This is a genomic window from Streptosporangium nanhuense, from assembly GCF_059358815.1.
The window spans coordinates 72,514-91,039 of record NZ_JCADBG010000012.1 but is presented as its reverse complement, the minus strand read 5'-3'; the positions used below and the strand labels follow the sequence as shown (position 1 = coordinate 91,039).

General features: G+C 70.8%; 14 protein-coding genes. 7 read left to right on the top strand and 7 right to left on the bottom strand.

What is annotated here, in order from left to right; all coding sequences use genetic code 11:
- Positions 1–8: 8 nt before the first annotated feature.
- The 4 genes from AC5L38_RS23125 to AC5L38_RS23110 form a co-directional block, all read right to left on the bottom strand.
- On the bottom strand, positions 9–830 hold the full coding sequence (locus tag AC5L38_RS23125) for an alpha/beta fold hydrolase (protein ID WP_495244914.1): 822 nt from the start codon (positions 828–830) through the stop codon (positions 9–11).
- Between the two features lie 66 nt (positions 831–896).
- Positions 897–2,195 (bottom strand): MFS transporter, encoded by a 1,299-nt coding sequence (locus AC5L38_RS23120; RefSeq protein WP_495244913.1) that lies wholly within the window; start codon positions 2,193–2,195, stop codon positions 897–899.
- A gap of 372 nt (positions 2,196–2,567) precedes the next feature.
- Entirely contained in the window at positions 2,568–3,338 is a 771-nt protein-coding gene (locus AC5L38_RS23115; protein ID WP_495244912.1) for an alpha/beta fold hydrolase, read from the bottom strand.
- A gap of 115 nt (positions 3,339–3,453) precedes the next feature.
- Positions 3,454–5,685, bottom strand: coding sequence for an ATP-binding protein (locus tag AC5L38_RS23110; RefSeq protein WP_495244911.1), 2,232 nt, complete (start codon positions 5,683–5,685; stop codon positions 3,454–3,456).
- Between the two features lie 273 nt (positions 5,686–5,958).
- On the opposite strand from AC5L38_RS23110, the gene AC5L38_RS23105 reads away from it, so the two are divergent.
- Entirely contained in the window at positions 5,959–8,679 is a 2,721-nt protein-coding gene (locus tag AC5L38_RS23105; RefSeq protein ID WP_495245058.1) for an ATP-binding protein, read from the top strand.
- A gap of 141 nt (positions 8,680–8,820) precedes the next feature.
- Here the strand turns inward: AC5L38_RS23105 and AC5L38_RS23100 are convergent, their stop codons facing one another.
- Together AC5L38_RS23100 and AC5L38_RS23095 are read right to left on the bottom strand one after the other, a co-directional pair.
- Positions 8,821–9,825: an SIS domain-containing protein gene (locus AC5L38_RS23100; RefSeq protein WP_495244910.1), complete on the bottom strand. Its 1,005-nt coding sequence runs from the start codon at positions 9,823–9,825 to the stop codon at positions 8,821–8,823.
- Positions 9,826–9,854: 29 nt separating this feature from the next.
- A complete protein-coding gene (locus tag AC5L38_RS23095) occupies positions 9,855–10,838 on the bottom strand; it encodes a hypothetical protein (RefSeq protein WP_495244909.1) in 984 nt (327 codons plus the stop codon).
- A gap of 314 nt (positions 10,839–11,152) precedes the next feature.
- Here AC5L38_RS23095 and AC5L38_RS23090 point away from each other — a divergent pair, with 314 nt between their 5' ends.
- Genes AC5L38_RS23090 through AC5L38_RS23075 form a run of 4 tightly spaced genes read left to right on the top strand, consistent with a single transcriptional unit; the run spans position 11,153 to position 14,952 of the window.
- A complete protein-coding gene (locus AC5L38_RS23090) occupies positions 11,153–12,280 on the top strand; it encodes a polyamine ABC transporter substrate-binding protein (RefSeq protein ID WP_495244908.1) in 1,128 nt (375 codons plus the stop codon).
- On the top strand, positions 12,277–13,161 hold the full coding sequence (locus AC5L38_RS23085) for an ABC transporter permease (protein WP_495244907.1): 885 nt from the start codon (positions 12,277–12,279) through the stop codon (positions 13,159–13,161). Before AC5L38_RS23090 ends, AC5L38_RS23085 begins: the two co-directional genes overlap by 4 nt.
- A complete protein-coding gene (locus AC5L38_RS23080; protein WP_495244906.1) occupies positions 13,154–13,927 on the top strand; it encodes an ABC transporter permease in 774 nt (257 codons plus the stop codon). The genes AC5L38_RS23085 and AC5L38_RS23080 overlap by 8 nt, the downstream gene beginning before the upstream one ends.
- Positions 13,927–14,952, top strand: coding sequence for an ABC transporter ATP-binding protein (locus AC5L38_RS23075; protein ID WP_495244905.1), 1,026 nt, complete (start codon positions 13,927–13,929; stop codon positions 14,950–14,952). Before AC5L38_RS23080 ends, AC5L38_RS23075 begins: the two co-directional genes overlap by 1 nt.
- On the opposite strand, the gene AC5L38_RS23070 is transcribed toward AC5L38_RS23075, so the two are convergent.
- Positions 14,946–15,554, bottom strand: a complete 609-nt coding sequence (locus AC5L38_RS23070) for a TetR/AcrR family transcriptional regulator (RefSeq protein WP_389925260.1) — start codon at positions 15,552–15,554, stop codon at positions 14,946–14,948. The two genes, AC5L38_RS23075 and AC5L38_RS23070, sit on opposite strands and share 7 nt — an antisense overlap.
- Before the next feature lie 126 nt (positions 15,555–15,680).
- Between AC5L38_RS23070 and AC5L38_RS23065 the strand changes: the two genes are divergently transcribed.
- A complete protein-coding gene (locus tag AC5L38_RS23065; RefSeq protein WP_495244904.1) occupies positions 15,681–16,952 on the top strand; it encodes a glycosyltransferase in 1,272 nt (423 codons plus the stop codon).
- Between the two features lie 32 nt (positions 16,953–16,984).
- Positions 16,985–18,391: an aminobutyraldehyde dehydrogenase gene (locus tag AC5L38_RS23060; protein ID WP_495244903.1), complete on the top strand. Its 1,407-nt coding sequence runs from the start codon at positions 16,985–16,987 to the stop codon at positions 18,389–18,391.
- Positions 18,392–18,526 lie beyond the last annotated feature (135 nt).

The following is an 18,526-nucleotide window of genomic DNA, read 5'->3' as shown; positions in this document are numbered from 1 at the left end:
GTGCTCCTTCAGGCGTTCAGAAAGGTGAGCAGATCGGCGTTGAATTCGCGCTCGAAGGCACCGGCCAGGCCGTGCGGGGCGCCCTCGTAGATCTTCAGTGCGGAGCCTTTGACCAGCCTGGAGCTCTCCAGCGCCGAGGCGACGACGGGCACGATCTGATCGTCGTCGCCGTGAGCGATCAGGGTGGGGACGTCGAAGCGCCTGAGGTCCCCGGTGAAGTCGGTCTCGGAGAAGGCTCTGATGCAGTCGAGCGCACCCTTGAGGCCGACCTGCATGCTCCACCGCCAGAACGCGTCGATGACGCCCTGCGACACCTGGACGCCGGGCCGGTCGTAGCCGTAGAAGGGCACCGCCAGTTCCTTGTAGAACTGGGAGCGGTCGGCCTCGACGCCACCCCGGATGGTGTCGAACACCTCGATCGGCAACCCGGCGAGGTTGGCCTCGGTCTTGAGCATCAGAGGCGGAACCGCACCCAGCAACACGGCCTTGCTCACCCGGGAGGTGCCGTGGCGGCCGATGTAGCGGGTCACCTCCCCGCCCCCGGTGGAGTGACCGACCAGGATCGCGTCGCGCAGGTCGAGCGTGTCCATGAGGGTGGACAGGTCGTCGGCGTAGGTGTCCATGTCGTTGCCGTTCCAGGGCTGGCCGGAGCGGCCGTGGCCGCGGCGGTCGTGCGCTATGGCGCGGAAGCCGTGGGAGGCGGCCAGGTGGAGCTGGTTGTCCCAGGCGTCGGCGTTCAGCGGCCAGCCGTGACTGAAGACGACGGGCTGACCGTCGCCCCAGTCCTTGTAGAAGATCTGTGTGCCGTCGGTGGTGCTCACGTAGGGCATCTCGCGGCCTTTCTGATCGATGTCGGCGGGCTCGACGCTAGATCCGCGGCCCTCGGCGGCAATCCGTCAGATGACTGCACTTGTACGGATCGCCGGTTCGCCCATGGCTTCGGTCAGGCTCCGATGGCGGGTTTCCGGGGCGAACAGGACAGCGGTGAAGGCGAGCACCGAGCAGGCCACCACCAGCAGGGCGATGGGCCAGGACACGCCGCCGGCGCCCGCGACCAGGCCCGCCGCCACGAGCGGGGCGGGGCCGCTGGTCAGCGCGGCCGTCCACTCGCGGGCGATCGCGACGCCGCTGTAGCGATGGCGGGTGTCGAACAGCTCGGTCAGCAGCGAGGCCAGTACGGCGAACATCCCGGCGACGCAGACGCCGTACCCCAGCACGACCGCGAGGATCACCAGCTCGGGGCGGCCGGTGTCGATCAACCAGAACATCGGGAAGGCGAACACGGCGAGCAGGAGCGCCGTACCGAGGAAGACGGGACGGCGGCCGACGCGGTCGGCGAGCAGTCCGAACAGCGGCGTGACCGCGATCGCCACCGCGGCGGAGAGCAGTTTGGCGACCAGGCCCACCGTGGCCGGCAGACCGAGCGTCCTGGTCACGTATGACAACACGAAAACACTGAAGATGTAGGCGATCGCACCGAAGGGGGCGTTGGCCGCGAAGGCGATCAGCAGGATCCGCGGCTGCCTTCTGACGACCTCCAGCGCCGGGAAACGGCTCATGCCTCGCGCCCGCTCGCGCTCGAAGAGCTCCGACTCCGGCACCCGGAACCTGAGGGACAGCCCCACGCCCACGCCCACCAGGCTGAGCAGGAACGGTAACCGCCACCCCCACGTCTCGAACGACGGCAGCGCCGTGACCGCGGTGAAGACCAGGGTGGCGGTCAGGATTCCGATCTGGATGCCCGCCCCGGGGAGCGAGGCCCACAGACCCCGCCGGCGGGGGGCACTGGTCTCGGCCACCAGGACCAGGGCGCCCGCGTACTCGGCTCCCGCGCCGAAACCCTGCGCCAGCCGGAGCAGCACGAGCAGAACGGGCGCCGCCAGGCCTACTTGCTCGTAGGTGGGCAGCAGCCCGATGCCGACCGTGGACAGTCCCATGAGCAGCAGCGTCACGACCAGCATGGGCTTACGCCCGACGCGGTCGCCGAAGTGGGCGAACACGACACCACCGATCGGGCGGGCCAGGAACCCGACCGCGAACGCGGCGAAGGAGCCGAGGGTGCCCGCGAGGGGCATGTCGGCCGGGAAGAACTGTTCGTCGAAGACGATCGCCGCTCCGAGACCGAAGAGGGCGTGGTCGTAGAACTCGAGCGCGGTGCCGATGACAGCGGCCTTGGTCACCGGTCTACCTGTCATGTCTGCCTCCTGTTGTCAGGGCCGAGCACCCGCGCCGGAAAGCGTCGGGCCCGATCGATCGCCGCCTGGGCGGCATGGGTGCCGCACGGGGCGTTGAGCGTGAGAGATTCGCGGACGACGTCCGGGTGGCGCACCGCGGTCACGGGCACGCCCGCCACGGTTCTGGCGGCGCAGACCTTGTCCCCGTCGTCCCCGCCGCCCCTCGCCGTCCCCGTCGCGCGGCGCGTCCCCCCGCGACGGCGATGACCAGGGCCGGCGAAAGAGCGGCCGGTTCCCCGCCGTCGCGGGGGGACTCTCGTCCTCTCTCCGAACCCTTGTGAGCGGCGCCTTATCGCTTCATGGAACTGTCCGGCCCCGTGAGGGCCGACGTCGTCAGGCGGCGGCCTCGCGGATGAGGTCGGCGACCGCGGCGGGCTGGGATATGTGGACGGCGTGGCTGCCGACGACCTCGACGACCTTCGCTCCGGCGCGCCCGGCCATCATGCGCTGGGCCGACGGCGGGATCATCCGGTCCTCGATCGCGACGAGGTACCAGCTGGGTCTGTGCCGCCAGGCCGGTTCGGTGACCGCTCCGGCGAGGGCGTCCACGCCCCACGGGACCTGGGAGTCCGCCATGAACGCGGCCACCTGGGCGGGCAGGTCGGCGGCGAACGAGGCGGCGAACCTGTCGCGGTCGAGAAAGAGGAAGCCCTCCACGGGAGGGAGGACGGGCGGCACCGGCGCGCCGGGCGGCGGGGCGGCGACGAGGGTGTCGGCCGGTTCGCGCTCGTCGGGGGCGAACGCGGCGATGAGGGTGCCGACCGGTTCGCGCTCGTCGGGGGCGAACGCGGCGATGAGGGTGTCGACCGATTCGCGCTCGTCGGGGACGAACGCGGCGATGTATGCCAATGACGCGACATTGGGGTGGGTACCGGCCTCGCTGATGACGGCCCCGCCGTAGGAGTGGCCGACCAGGACGGCCGGGCCGTCAAGGCCGTCCAGGATCCGACGGGTCATCGCGGCGTCACCCTCCAGCGACAGCGCCGGGTTCTGCGCGACGCGGACGCGAAGTCCGTCCCTGGTCAGCTCGTCGTAGACGCCCTGCCAGCCGGATCCGCCCACGAAGCCACCGTGTACGAGCACGACGTTCCCGATGGTGGTCATGGTCGCTCCCACAGCTGGATTGACAGGCCCGGCGTCTTTCCCGGTGCACTCCATACAAGGCGCGCGCACACGGCCCGGCCACGCAGAACAGGACGCAGAAGTAGCGCGGAAACCGTCAGGGAGCGGCGTCCGCCAGGTCGCGGCAGCGGCTGCTCGCCTCGGCGTCGCCGATGGCCTCGTACACCTCCGCCGCCCGCGCATAGGCATGGCGGCTCTCGCCGGTTCGTTCCTCGTCGGACAGCAAGGCCGCCAGTGTCTCCAGGGAGCGTGCCTGCGGGACGGGCAACCGAGCCTGCTCCATCAGGCCGATCGCCTCGGTGAGCTTGGTGATCGCTTCGGCCCGGTTGCCGAGCAGTCCCAGACATTCGCCGATCCGGGCAAGCACGATCGGCCGGGTGAACGCCGCGACGCCCGGCGTCATCCCCGACCGGTCGTCGTCCAGCAGGGCCCACAGGTCGAGATAGTGCTCCAGCGCCTCGGTGTGGTGTCCGGCGTCGCGAAGGCAGGTGCCGAGGGCGCCGAGGCACTGGGAGTACCGATCGATGTCGCCGTTGGCCTTGAAGATCCTCGCCGCCCGGGTTTCCGACACGATGGCCTCATCGAGCCGTCCGAGCCGCCGAAGCGCGCCCCCCTCCTGGTGGTGGGCCAAGGCGATCTGCGCCGTGGCGCCACTGCGCGTGGCCAGGTCCATCGCCTGGGCCGTGTAGCGCAGTGTGGTCTCCAGATCCTCTCGCGGCACCAGATGGACCCAGGCCAGCAGATTCAGCTGCTCGGCCTGCCGGGCCGGATCGCCCAGGGCGGCGGCGGCCTCGGCTCCGAGGGTGAAGACCTCGTGCCAGTGAGACGCGTGCATCCACCGGTCGGAGAACCAGTGCATCGACTCGGCGCAGTCGAGGACGGCGGCGAACCGGCCGGTGCTCGCCATGTGGCGTAACGCGCCCAGCCAGTTGTCCACGTTCACGCGCAGCCAGTGGTCGGCCTCCTCCGGGGAGGACAGGGCGGCGAGGCCGGGAGCAGGCCGGTCGGAAGGGCCGTACACGGGCTCGAACCACCGTCCGGCGGTGGTGGCCGTCCGCAGCAGCCACGATGTGATCGTCACGGTGAGCGTGTCGCGCTCGTCGGCGGGTTCCTCCTCCCCAAGCCGGTCGCGGGCGAACAGCCGGACCAGGTCGTGGAAGCGGTAACGTCCCGACACGCTGTCCTGCAGCAGGCCGAGATCGACGAGTTCGTCGAGGGCGTCCCACGCCCCCTCGATCGACGTGCCGCCCACCACGGCGGCGAGAGCGGCGTCGAAGCCGCGACCCGGCACCAGGGCGAGCCGGCGGAAGAGCCGTCGCGTCGCGTGGCCCAGCTGCTCGTAGGACAGCCCGAACGCGGTGGCGATCTTGAGATCACCGGCACTGAGCTGGTCCAGGCGGCGCTCCTCGTTCGTCAGCCGGGCGGCGAGGTCGGCGGCGTTCCAGCCGGGCCGGCTGACCAGCCGATTCCCGGCGATCCGGAGCGCGAGGGGCAGACCGCCGCACAGCTGCGCGAGCCGCCAGACGGCCGATCCCTCGTCCGAGGCGCCGCGGTCTTTCAGGATTCCGGTCAGCAGCTCGGTGGCCTCCAGCACGGGCAGGGGCCCGAGTCCGAGTCTGCGCACCCCCTCCAGGCCGGCCAGCAGGCGGCGACTGGTCACCAGGGCCTTGCCCGCGCCCCCGCCGGGCAGCAGCGGCCGGACCTGCTCCTCGGAGGCGGCGTTGTCGAGCACGATCAGCGCGCGCCGTTCACGCAGCAGGGAGCGGTACAGGGACGCACGCCCGGCGACGTCGCCCGGGATCTGCTGATCCGCGACGCCGAGTGCGCGAAGCAGCGTGCCCAGAGCCTCGTCGACGGGCAGCGGCTGCGGAGACATACCGAACAGGTCGAGGAAGAACACCCCGCCGGGAAAGTCCGGCCGCAGGGCATGGGCGGCGCGGACGGTCAACGTGGTCTTGCCCAGCCCGGCAGAGCCGGTGATGAGCCGCACGCCCGCGGCGCCCGGCGCGTCCCCGGCGTGCGTCAGCTCGCCGGTCCAGGCCAGTTCCGCGGCTCGGCCGGTGAAGTCGTCGACGGAGCGCGGCAGCTCGCACAGTCCGGTCGGGCGGGCCCAGTGGTCGCGCAGGCGGCCCTCGCGCGCCAGCTCGACGAGCTGTTCGCGGTCGGCGTCGGCCAGGCGAAGGGCGTCGGCCAGCGCGGTGACGGTACGGTGCTGGGGGCCCTTGCTGCGTCCGCGTTCCATGTCCGACAGCGTCCGGGCGCTGACTCCCGAGGCCTCGGCGAGCTGCTCCAGCGTCAGGCGGGCCGCGTGCCGATGGCGACGCAGCACCTCCGCGAAGCTGGCTGAAGTGGTGATCGAGCGCTCCTTCTCCGCGATCCGGTGGAGATCACACAAAGCCTACGCGGAAGGCCGGTGCTCTCAAGGTCCGCGAGGTTGAGGAAACCGGCGTTCGTGACGGATGGCGCTCGGACGGCACGAGCCGGCGGGGGAGGCCTTCCGCACCCACTGCGGCGCCTCCACGTCAAGGCAGCAGCCATTCGTCACATGACGTACTTGTGCGACAATTTGATCATCGGGTTCCGGGGAAGGTATCGCGTGATCATGCTCTTCGGGCGCGACCGCGAGATGGCCCAGATCGAGGGCCTCGTAGATCTCGTTCACGAAGGCGGCGGCGCCCTGGTCATATCCGGCGCGCCGGGTATCGGTAAGTCCGCCCTGCTGGCGGTCGCCACCGCACGTGCCGAGGCACGCGATGTGATGGTGTCCGGCGTCTCCGGGGTGCAGAGCGAGACGCATCTGCCGTTCGCCGGGCTCCACCAGTTGCTGCGGCCGATGCTCGGTACCGCCGATCGGCTGTCCGGCCGCCAGCGGGAGGCCCTGCTCGGCGCCTTCGGGATGGCCGAGGTCGGTGACCCCGAGCCCTTCATGGTGGCGCTGGCCGTACTCAACCTGCTGGGGGAGGTGGCGGCCGCTCGGCCGCTGCTGATCGTCGTGGACGACCTCCAGTGGCTGGACCGGCCCACCATCGAGGTGTTGGGGTTCGTGGCCAGGCGTGTGCGCTCGGATCCGATCGTGCTGCTGATGGCCCTTCGCGACGGCTACCCGACCAGCCTGGACGACAGCGACGTGCCCGAGCTGAGGCTGGCCGGCCTGGATCCGGCCGCGGCGGAGGCACTCCTGAACGCCCAGGCCGCCGAGCTCAGCGTCGGTATGCGCCGGCGCGTGCTGAGCGAGGCGGACGGCAACCCGCTCGCCCTGGTCGAGCTGCCACTCGCACTGGACAGCGGGACGATCACGGCCGATGCGGGGGTGCTGCCGCTCACGGCACGTCTGGAGCGGGCCTTCGCCGTACGGCTGGCCGAACTCCCGCCCCACACCAGAGGACTGCTGCTGGTGGCCGCCGCCGACGACGGCCACGATCTGGCCGGCATCCTCGCGGGCGGCGGAATGATGACGGGCACCGAGATGACCGCCGAGGCGCTCGCCCCGGCCATGGACGCGGGGCTGGTGGAGCTCCACGGGCGGGCCCTGCGCTTCCGGCATCCCCTGGTGCGCTCGACCATCTACCAGAAGGCCGGCCGCGTCGATCGCCTGGCCGCCCACGCAGCGCTGGCCAGGGTGCACGGCCGTGACCCGGACCGCAGGGCCTGGCACCGCGCCGCGGCGATCGCCCACCGGGACGAGTCCGTCGCCGCCGAGCTGGAGGAGGTGGCCACGCGGGCACGGCAGCGCGGCGCGATCCCGGTGGCGGTGACCGCCCTGCGCCGTGCGGCGGAGGTCAGCGAGGAGCCCACGGTGGGTGCCCGTCGCCTGCTGGCCGCGGCCGAACTGGCCTTCGAGCTCGGCCGCGGCCGGCAGGTCGCCGAACTGCTCGCGCTGGCCGAACCGTCGGCCCTGGACGAGCTGCCACGCGCCAGGGTCGTCTGGCTGACCGAGATGCTGGGAGAAGGACGCGACGAGGGCCCCGCGCGGATCCGGCGGCTCGTCACGACCGCCGAAGAGGTGGAGGCGGTGGGTGACCGCGAGCTCGCACTCGGCTTCGTCCGGGCGGCGGCCATCCGCTGCTGGTGGAGCGATCCCGGCTGGGAGCAGCGCCGGCGCGTCATCGCCCTGGCCGAGCGGCTGGCGGCCGGCGACGAGGATCCGGAACTGCTGGTGACCCTGGCCACGGCGGGGGCGGTGGAACGCGGGGCGGACGTCATCGAGCGCCTGACCAAGCTGCGCGACGCCCGGCTGGACGGGGCCGCGACCCGGCTCCTGGGCATCGCGGCGAGCACGGTCGGCGCCTTCGACCTGGTCGGTGACTTCATGGACGCCTCGATCGCCGATCTGCGGGTCCAGGGCAGGCTGGGCCTGCTCACGCGGGCGCTCAGCACGCAGGTGTGGCGCCACGTCTTCTGCGGCGACTGGGCCGGGGCGCTCCTGGTCGCGGAGGAGGCCCAGCGCCTGGCCCGCGAGACCGGGCAGGTGCGCCGTCAGGCCTCGTCCCTGGGGATGCTGGCGTTGCTTGCCGGGCTACGCGGCGAGGAGGAACGCGGCCTGGCACTGGCCGCCGAGGGCGAGCGCGTGCTCGGCACCGTCGCGATCAGCTCGACCGCGGCGGTGCTCCAGCACGCCAGGGGCGTGATCGCGTTGTGCGCCGGGCGGTACGACGACGCGTTCGGACACCTGTGGCGGCTGTTCGAACCGGGCGACGCCGCCCATCACCAGATCTGGCGGCAGTGGGTGATCGGCGAGCTGGCCGAGGCCGCGGTGGCGACCGGCCGGCGGGAGACGGCCAGACGGGCGGTGGTGGAGCTGGAGCAGGTGGCCGCCCGGACCCCGTCTCCGCTTCTGCACCTGGGGCTCCGGCACGCGCGTGCGTTGCTGGCCGACGACGCCGACGCCGAGGCGCTCTATCATGACGCGCTGAGCGCCGATGTGTCGCGCTGGCCCACCGCGCGGGCGCGCCTGCTGCTCGCCCACGGCATGTGGCTGCGCCGACGTCGGCGGATCCAGGAAGCACGCGCGCCGCTGCGGGCCGCCCGCGACGCCTTCGACGTGCTCGGGTTGCTCGCCTGGGGGGAGAAGGCCCGCCAGGAGCTGCGGGCCGCGGGAGAGGCCAGTGACCTGCGCGTCCCGCCGACCGCCGAGCTCCTCACCTCGCAGGAGTTGCACATCGCCCGGCTGGCCGCCGGCGGTCTCTCCAACCGCGAGATCGCCCAGCAGCTCTATCTATCGCACCGCACCGTCAGCACCCACCTGTACCGAGCCTTCCCCAAGCTCGGCATCACCTCACGCGCGCAACTGCGCGACGTCCTGGTGGACAGGTCACACGACTGATGCTCCGGGTCCGTCACGCGGAACGTACCGGTGCGTCGGGAATCGTCGGAACGTCCGAAGCGGAGGGCGATGCGGTCGACCGACCGCTTCGTGGCGGCACCCCACGCGCCGGTTTCGCACGAGAGGCTCGCAGGGCACCCGTCAGTTCCCCGCGAGCCACCAGTGGGCGGCGACGAGCTCGGCCACCAGGGTCTCGGTCAGGAGCGCCACGTCCGGGTCGTCGTCGTGGCGGTAGCGGACGCTCGCCCTGGCGCCGGGAAGGTCGCCGCCGACGGCCAGCACCGTGGAGCCGCGCTGCCCGATCCAGTCCATGGCCTGCTCGTCGTAGCGGGAGCCGGGGAAGAGTATGGCCCGGTAGTCGAGGGTCTTGGTGAGATAGACGTCCACGTGGGCCCAGTCGCCGGTCTCGCACGCGTCGGCCGCCCTGCGGGGGCCCTCCCGGAACATCAGCGCCGACTGCTCGGCCGACGACAGGTGCTCGGCGGGGGCGATCGTGTAGACGCCGTGCGGGCCGTCGAGCAGCGCCGCCGCCTCCCGCAGCCACTCGCCGCGCCGGTCGAGCAGGTCGGCGGTGGCCTCGGCCGTACGGCGGAGCAGCTCGGGCACGTCCCGGCCGAAACCACCGGGCTCGTCCCCGGCGGGGACACGCCCGCCCCAGCCGGGGACGGTGAGATGGCCGCCGAGTGCCAAAAGCAGGGCGAGGGTGTGCTGGAAGGTCCTGCAGGAGACGCCGCCGCGCTCCTCGCCCGCCACCATCGGGACCACCAGGTCGGCGCCCTCGGTGACGGCCGAGTCCGGGTTGTTGGTCAGCGCGAGGACGAAGGACCGGCCCCGGTGGCGGGCGACCGCGTCCAGGGTCTCCCGGCTGCCGCCGGTGGCGGAGATGGCGACCACCAGGGTGTCCGGGGACGGCGGGTAGGACAGGGCCGCGGAGGCGTACTCGGCCACCGCGTCCACCCCCGCGGCCCGCAGGCGCAGCGCGGCCACCCGGGCGGCGTAGCGGGAGCTGCCCATGCCGAGCAGGAGCACCCGCCGGATCCCCGAGGGGATCCCCGCGAAGGGGTCGCCCGCCTCCAGGGCGTCGGCCAGGGCGGCCAGCGCGGCGGGCTTGGCCTCCAGATCGGCGAGGTACAGCTCGGGAATCACGTTCTCTCCTTCGATGGGGAGTGTCGGGTTCAGGGGTAGCGGGACCGCAGCACGCCCATCGGGGCGTAGCGCCAGCGGGGCAGGTGCCTGGCCGCGTAGACGAGCTCGCGGCACTCCTGCTCGATCTCGAACGGGCGCAGCAGGGAACGGTCCAGGAGCGCGGCGTGGCCCCGCTCGTCCAGCCGGTCACGGTAGGCCGACTCCAGGGCGGCGCGGGCCGTGGCGGACCATCCGGCGATCACCTCGGGGTCGGCGTCGCGTCGCCTGATCGCGACCTGGCCGACGTGTTCGAGGCTCGTGGTGAGCTGGGCGAGGTCGCGGGCCGCGGGCTGGAAGGGGTCGGCGCCCGCGACGGTCGGGTTGCCGTCGAAGTCGATCACCGCGTAGCCGTCCCGCCAGCGGAGGACCTGGCCGACGTGCAGGTCCCCGTGGATGCGGATCAGCGGGGTGGCTCCGGCGGAGGCCAGGGGGGCCAGCTCGGCGCGGAGCTCACCGGCGCGTTCCGCGAGCCATTCGCCGTCCTCGCCGCCGGTGAGCGCCAGCGCCTCCGCGAGCGCCTCGCCCGCCCGGAGCGACCACGGGCCCTCGCCCGCCCGTACGGCATCCGCCTGTCTCACGGGATCGGGGAAGGTCGCGGACGGGGTCGCCATCGCCGTGTGCAGGTCGGCGGCGAGGACGCCCAGGCCGGCGGCGAAGGAGGTGCCGCCGGAGACGGCCTCGTCCACGCACCACTCCCAGCCGTCCACGGCCCCTGGCAGGTACGCGGTGACGAGGGCGATCAGCAGCTCGGAGCCGTCGGCGGCGCGCCGGGAGACGGACGCGTACGGCGTGGCGGTCGCGGTGAAGCCGACCGACGTCAGGTGCGCGAACACGTCGGGGGCGGGCTGGGGGAGCGGCGCGGGAGGGGTGAGCCATTTCACGACGATCCGCTCACCGACGATCACCGAGTGGTTGGTCTGGTCGACCTCGATCCCTCGCTCGGCACCCCGGACGTCCTGGCCGGTCGATGACAATTGAGTGTCGATTGAGAAAAGAGTGGTGATCGGTGCGGGGAGCGGATGGAATCGGCGCACCTCGAATGGAGGTGGCACATCGCAGGTCAGAGCCTCGACGAGCTCGCTGGTCCGCCCGTCGCCGGCCCGGGGCACGGTGTCGAGCCGGTCCCAGATTGAAGCAGGATTTAACAAACGGACCAAACTTTCCAGGGGTGATGTCGGGGGAAGTCTTGCTCAAGTTAATGTTGACTGCAACACTCCTGCTTTGGTCTGCCGTGTCTCCCAACGGCCGGTCTACCCCAATTACACTGAATTCTGAAGGAGTAGCGGCCGTGTCCCGCACTCGGTACACCCGTCGTCTTCCGGCCGCCGTCCTGGTCGCCGGTCTCGCGCTCGCAGTCTCGGCCTGTGGCGGTGAGGCCGCGGACACCGCGGCCGCGCCCGCCGCCAGCGCCTCGGCGGCGCAGCTGAACCCCAACGCCGACCTCTCCAAGCAGAGCGTCACCATCTCCGTCTGGGCGGGCTACACGCCCACCGACCTGCCCCAGCGGGTCAAGGACAACCTCAAGACCACCCTCAAGGTGACGGAGCACGCCACCAACGAGGACATCATGGCGAAGCTCACCAGCGGCGCCGACACCGGTCTCGACGTGGCCTTCGTCTCCGGCCAGTACGCCCAGGCCCTCAACGAGGCCGGGCTGCTGGAGCCGCTCCACCCGGAGCTGATCCCCAACCTCGCGAACCTCTACCCCGAGGCCAAGGAGCTGTCCTACGACAAGGGCAACGTCTTCTCGGTCCCCTACACCTGGGGGACCACGGGCATCTGCTACCGGACCGACCTGGTGAAGACCGAGCCGACGAGTTGGAACGATATTCTCAACCCGCCGGCCGAGGCGCTCAAGAAGGTCACCATGATGACCACCGAGCGCTGGCTGGCGCTTCCCGCCATCAAGGCGCTCGGCTTCTCGGTCAACACCAAGAGCGACGAGGAGATCGCCAAGGTCAAGGAGAAGCTCCTGGAGGCCAAGCCGAAGCTGCTCGGCTACGACGACACCACCTTCGGCGAGAAGCTCAAGACCGGCGAGGCCGTGATGGTCGAGGCGTGGGACGGCTGGTGCCCGACCACGGAGAAGAACATCAAGTTCGTGATCCCCAAGGAGGGCAGCGACCTGTGGGTTGACACCATGGTCGTGCTGAAGTCCTCCAAGAACAAGGAGGCGGGCCACGCCTTCATCAACTACATCCTGGACCCGAAGGTCCACGGCTGGGCCGCGGAGAACATCCTCTACAAGGTCCCGAACAAGGCCGCGATGGACGCGATGGACGCCAAGCTCAAGGCTGCCAACGCCCCGCTGCAGATGACGCCGTCCGACCTGCTCAAGGGTGAGTCGATCATCGACCTTGGCGAGGACTCGGCCAAGTTCACCCAGCTCGCGACCGAGGTCTCGGCGAAGCAGTGACACGTTCCACCACCGTTTCCGGCGCGTCCGCGAGATCGCGGGCGCGCCGGTCGCGTGCCCTGGGAAGACTCGTCTTCCTCGGGCCCGGTCTGACCTACCTGCTCGTCCTCCTGCTGGTACCGCTCGCCCTGCTCCTCAGCTTCACGATCTTCCGCAGGGGCCGGTTCGGCGGGGTGGTCTACGAGGTCACCGGCAAGAACTTCGCCCGGTTGCTCGACCCGCTCTATCTGGACGTCCTGCTCGGCTCGCTGAAGCTGGCCACGATCGCCACGCTGATCGCCCTGCTGGTCGGCTACCCGACGGCGTACCTGATCGCCCAGCTCCCGCGGAAGTGGAAGACGATCGCCCTGGTGGCGATCGTGCTGCCGTTCTGGACCAACTTCCTGGTCCGCATCTACGCCTGGATCATCCTGCTGAGCGGCCCCGGCCTGGTCAACACCACCCTGATGGACCTGGGGCTGATCGACAAGCCGCTCGAACTGCTCTACAACCAGGGCACCATCGTCACCGGCCTGGTCTACTCGTACCTGCCGCTGATGGTCCTGCCGCTGTACGCGGCGATCGAGAAGCTCGACCCGCAGCTGCGCGAGGCCTCGGCCAACCTGGGCGCCTCGCCGGCCCGCACGTTCGCGTCGGTGACGCTGCCGCTCACCCTGCCGGGCGTGTTCACCGGCTGCCTGTTCGTCTTCGTGCCGAGCTTCGGCAACTTCATCATCCCCGAACTGCTCGGCGGCGGCCGTTCCATCATGGTCGGCAACCTGATCAGGGACCAGTTCCTCAAGGCGCGCGACTGGCCGTTCGGGTCCACCCTCGCGCTGGCGCTGATCGCCGTGCTGATCGTCCTGCTGCTCCTGCAGGCCTGGAGTGCCCGACGTGCGTAGACCACGCCTGCTGTACGTCCCCTTCTGGGTGGCCTACGCCTTCCTCTACACGCCGATCGTCGTGCTCGTCGTGATGTCGTTCAACGCCGGGGAGTCCCCCTACGTCTACGAGGGCTTCAGCCTCGACTGGTACGGCGTCCTCGCCCAGAACGCCAAGATCCGCGAGGGACTGGTCAACACCCTGATCGTGGCGGCGGGCTCCACCGCGCTGGCCACGGTGCTCGGCACCCTGCTCGCGGTGGGCCTGGCCCGGCACACCAGGTCGCGGGCGCTCGACGCGCTGGGCGTGCTGCCCGCGGTCCTGCCCGACCTGGTGCTCGCCATCGGGCTGCTGGTGTTCTACGCCACGATCAAGTCGACCCTCGGCCTGCACTCGGTGCTGCTGGCCCACACCGTGTTCGGCATGGCGTTCGTGACCGCGGTGGTCCGCACCCGGCTCACCGGCACCGACACCTCCCTGGAGGAGGCCTCCAGGGACCTGGGGGCGACGCCGTTCACCACCTTCCTGCGCGTCACGCTGCCGCAGCTGGCGCCGGGAATCCTGGCGGGCGCGCTGCTGGCGTTCACCCTGTCGATCGACGAGTTCGTCATCGCGTACTTCACGGCCGCGCCCACCACGCCGACCCTGCCCATCGTCATCTACTCAATGGTCCGCTTCGGGGTCACCCCCGAGATCAACGCGCTGGCCACGCTGCTGCTGCTGGTGAGCTTCACCGCGGTGATCGTGACCCAGCGGATGACCCGACTGACGGAGTCGCTGTCCTAATGCTGAAGATCACAGGTGTCAGCCGCCGGTTCGGCGACGTCACGGCGCTGTCGGACGTCTCCCTGGAGATCCGGCAGGGCGAGTTCTTCGCGCTGCTCGGCCCCAGCGGCTGCGGCAAGACGACGCTCCTGCGGATCCTGGCGGGCTTCGAGTCACCCGACGAGGGCTCCGTCACGCTCGACGGCGCCGACCTGCTCGGCCAGGCGGCCCACCGCCGCCCGGTCAACCTGATGTTCCAGTCGTACGCGCTGTTCCCGCACATGACCGTCGCCAAGAACGTCGCGTACGGCCTGGAGCGGGAGAGGCTGGGCAGGGCGGAGGTGCGCCGCCGGGTCGGCGAGGTGCTGGAGAAGGTCGGGCTGGACAGCATGGCCGGGCGCAGGCCGCAGCAGCTGTCCGGCGGCCAGCGGCAGCGGGTCGCGCTGGCCCGCGCGATCGTGAAGCGGCCGCGCCTGCTGCTGCTCGACGAGCCGCTGTCGGCGCTGGACAAGAAGGTGCGCGCGGAGATGCAGCTGGAGCTCAAGCGGCTGCAGAACGAGGTCGGCATCACCTTCGTCGTGGTCACCCACGACCAGGAGGAGGCCATGTCGCTCGCCGACCGGATCGCCGTCTTCAACGCGGGCTCGGTCGAGCAGGTCGACGCCCCGGTGGAGCTGTACGAGCGCCCGCGCACCCCGTTCGTCGCCGACTTCGTGGGGGCCAACAACATCTTCCCCGGCAGGGCCTGCTCGGTCGGCCTGGCCAGTGACGGGCTCGGCGTGCTTCCCGGGATCTCGAACCTGCCCGACGGCACGCCCGCGCTGCTCGCCGTGCGGCCCGAGCGGCTCAGGATCGGGACCGATGGGGTGCTGCGCGGCGAGGTCGTCGACGTGAGCTTCTTCGGCGGCGTCTCGCACGTGTCGGTCCAGGTGAGCGGCCGTCCCACGCCCCTGCTGGTGGCCACCCCCGGGGCCACGCAGGTGCGGGCGGGTTCCCCCGTCGCGCTCGGCTGGGCGGACGCCGACGGAGTGCTGATCCCTCAATGAGAAGACTTGAGCGGGTTGTTCGTCGCGGTCCTGGCGTAGTCGAGGATGAGCTCCGCCGCCTCCTGCGCGCCGATCACCGGGTGGCGGGCCGTTATGCGGTAGCCGTAGGCGTCCTCCAGCGCGACCAGGTTGCGGGCGATGGGCAGCGAGTCGCCCGACAGCCTGAAGGTCTCCAGGGCGGCCCCGGTGTCGAGGATGCTCTGGTAGAGCGAGACCTGGCGGTCGTAGAGCGTGGTCAGCAGCAGGGCGTACATCCTGTTGCGGGGCGCGGCGCCGCCGAGCTCGTTGAGCAGCCGGACGTCCGGGTCGTCCGGGCCGTGCGGCAGCCCCGAGCGGATGGTCACCACGAGCTTCTCCGCGGGGTCGCGCATGCCGCTGATCCGCTTGAGCCTCTGCTCGTAGAAGCGCTCCATCCCGGCGTGGTGGGCGTCGACCAGCAGCTCGCTGAGGCGCGGGTAGTGGTACAGGACCGCTCCGGAGGTGAGACCGGCCTCCTCGGCGACGTGGTTGAGGTGCACCCCCTCGGTGCCGTGCCGGATGATCGCCCGGTGTGCGGCCGCGATGAGATCCAGGCGCCGGTCCGCCCGACCCTTGCGCGTCATATTCCCCCGCTCGTTGAAAACCACGCTCTGTGCCGGGGTCCATAGTGGCCGTTTCCCGGCGTTTTTACCACCCATCAATTGAACCATTCTTCAAAAGCCGTAACCCCCTAGACGCAAGGAGGCGTGATGTCCCTCACGATCCTGTTCATGCCGGAGAGTGCCTACGGGCCGACGAACAACTGCATCGGTATCGGCGACATTCTTCGTAAGCGCGGACATCGAGTCGTTTTCGCAGCTGAGGCCTCCTGGAAGGGGAAATTGACGGCCCTCGGATTCGAGGAGGACCTGGTCGATCTCGCGCCGCCGTCCGAGGAGGAGCAGGACGCCGGGCAGTTCTGGAAGGACTTCATCAGGGACACCGCCCCCGAATACCGCAAGTCGACCCTGGAGCAGCTGGAGACGGTCACCAAGCCGATCTGGGACGCGCTTATCGACGGCGCCAAGTACTGCGAGCCTCAGCTGAAGGCGATTATCGAGCGTGTACAGCCGGACGTCATCGTCGAGGACAACGTCATCACCTTTCCGGCGCTGCTGACGGCGGGCAAGCCGTTCGTGCGGATCGTCTCCTGCAACCCGCTGGAGGTGCGCGGCGAGGGCGTGGCCCCCGTCTTCTCCGGGCTGCCCGCCGACGACCGCTCCGAGTGGGGCGCCTTCGAGGCCGAGTACGACCGCACCCACCGCGAGATCTGGACCGCCTTCAACGAGTGGGTCGTCGAGCAGGGCGCCCGCCCGCTGCCGGACCTGGACTTCATCCACGAGGGCGACCTCAACCTGTACGTCTTCCCGGAGATCGCCGACTACACCGACGCCCGGCCGCTGGGCGACTCCTGGCACCGCCTGGACTCCTCGGTGCGCGAGACGGAGGGCGGCTTCGAGCTTCCCGCGTCGCTGGCCGCGCAGGAGGGGCCGCTGGTCTACTTCTCGCTGGGCTCGCTCGGCTCGGCGGACGTCGCCCTCATGCAGCGGGTCATCGACGTGCTGGGCACGACCCCGTACCGCTTCGTCGTCTCCATGGGCCCGCTGCACGAGGAGATCAAGCTGGCCGACAACATGTGGGGCGCCGAGTTCGTCCCGCAGACCAAGATCATTCCGTTGGTCGACCTGGTCATCACGCACGGCGGCAACAACACCACCACCGAGGCGCTGCACTTCGGCAAGCCGATGATCCTGCTGCCCCTGTTCTGGGACCAGTACGACAACGCGCAGCGCGTCCACGAGCTCGGCTACGGCGTGCGCCTGGCCACCTACACCTTCTCCGACGAGGAGCTGACCGGCGCGCTGGAGCGGCTCCTGGGCGACACCGCGCTCCGCGAGCGCCTCGCCGCCGCGGGCGAGGAGATCCGCGGCCGGGACGGCCTGCGCAGGGCGGCCGACCTGATCGAGCGGGCGGGCGCCTGACGGCTCCGCATCACCACGACGAGGGAAGTTCCATGGGCAAGTTGATCAATCCGGCGACCGGAGACCTGCTGCGGGAGGTGGCCGACACCCCGATCGAGGAGGTGGCGGCCGCCGTGCGGCGGGCCCGCGCCGCGTTCGAGGAGTGGAGCACGGCGACCCCGGCCGAGCGGTCCAGGGTGCTGCTGCGCTTCGCCGACCTCGTCGAGGCCGACGCCGAGGAGCTCACCCGGCTGGAGGTCATCGAGACCGGCAAGCCCGCGGCGGTCTTCCGCGACGGCGAGCTGCCGTTCGCGGCCGACAACCTCCGCTTCTTCGCCGGCGCGGCCCGCTCGCTGGACGGCACCGGCGCGGGGGTGCTCAGCTCCGGCTACACCTCGGTGCTCGTGCGCCGTCCGGTCGGGGTCGTGGGATCGATCGCCCCGTGGAACTTCCCCCTGGTCATGGCGGTGTGGAAGATCGGCCCCGCGCTGGCCGCGGGGAACGCGGTGGTCATCAAGCCCGCCCCGCAGACGCCGGGAACCACGCTGCGGATGGCGCAGCTGTTCGCCCGCGCCGGCGCGCCCGACGGGCTGCTCCAGGTCGTCCTGGGCGACGCCGAGGTGGGGGAGGCGCTCGTCGCCGACCCGGGCGTCGACATGGTGAGCGTCACGGGCTCCACCGCGACCGGCCGCGCCGTCATGCGCGGCGCCACCGGCTCCCTGAAGCGGGTCCACCTGGAGCTCGGCGGCAAGGCCCCGGCGCTGGTCTTCGGCGACGCGGACCTGTCCGAGATGGCGAGGGGCGTCGCGATGGGCGCCACCTACAACACCGGCCAGGACTGCACGGCCGCGACCCGCGTCTACATCTCCCGCGACGTGTACGACGAGGCCGTCGAGGCGCTGCACGCGACGCTGGCCCAGATCACGGTGGGCGACCCCTGGGACCCGGCCACCGACATCGGCCCGCTGATCTCCGCCGGGCACCGCGACCGCGTGCACGGCTTCGTGGAGCGCTCCGTCGCCGAGGGCGCCTCCGTGCTCCACGGCGGCGTCCCGCTCGAGGGGCCCGGATTTTACTATCCGCCCACCCTGGTTTCCGGCGCCGCGCAGGACAGTGAGATCGTTCAGGGTGAACTTTTCGGCCCGGTCCTCGTCGCGCTGCCCTTCGACGGCGAGGACGAGGCGGTACGGCTGGCCAACGACACCCCCTACGGACTGGCCTCCTCGGTCTGGTCCAGGGACGTGGCGCGGGCACTGCGCGTCTCGCACCGGCTCGATGTGGGCGTGACCTGGGTGAACGACCATCTGCCCATCGCGTCCGAGGCACCTCACGGCGGGGTCAAGGGAAGCGGCTTCGGCAAGGACATGAGTCAGGAGGCGGTTCAGGAATACTCTGTGACCCGCCATCTGATGATCAAGCACCAGGCTCCGGAGGTGAGGGATTCCTTCCGGCCAGCCTGAAAACTTTGACGCCATATGTCCCTTTTGAGGGGATATGTCGGCACTTACTCCATTCGAAGTGACATAAAGGATGTGCTCAAATTGCTTCCGCCGCTTCCAAATCCGGCGAGGGGTTACGTAGGCCAGTGATGACAC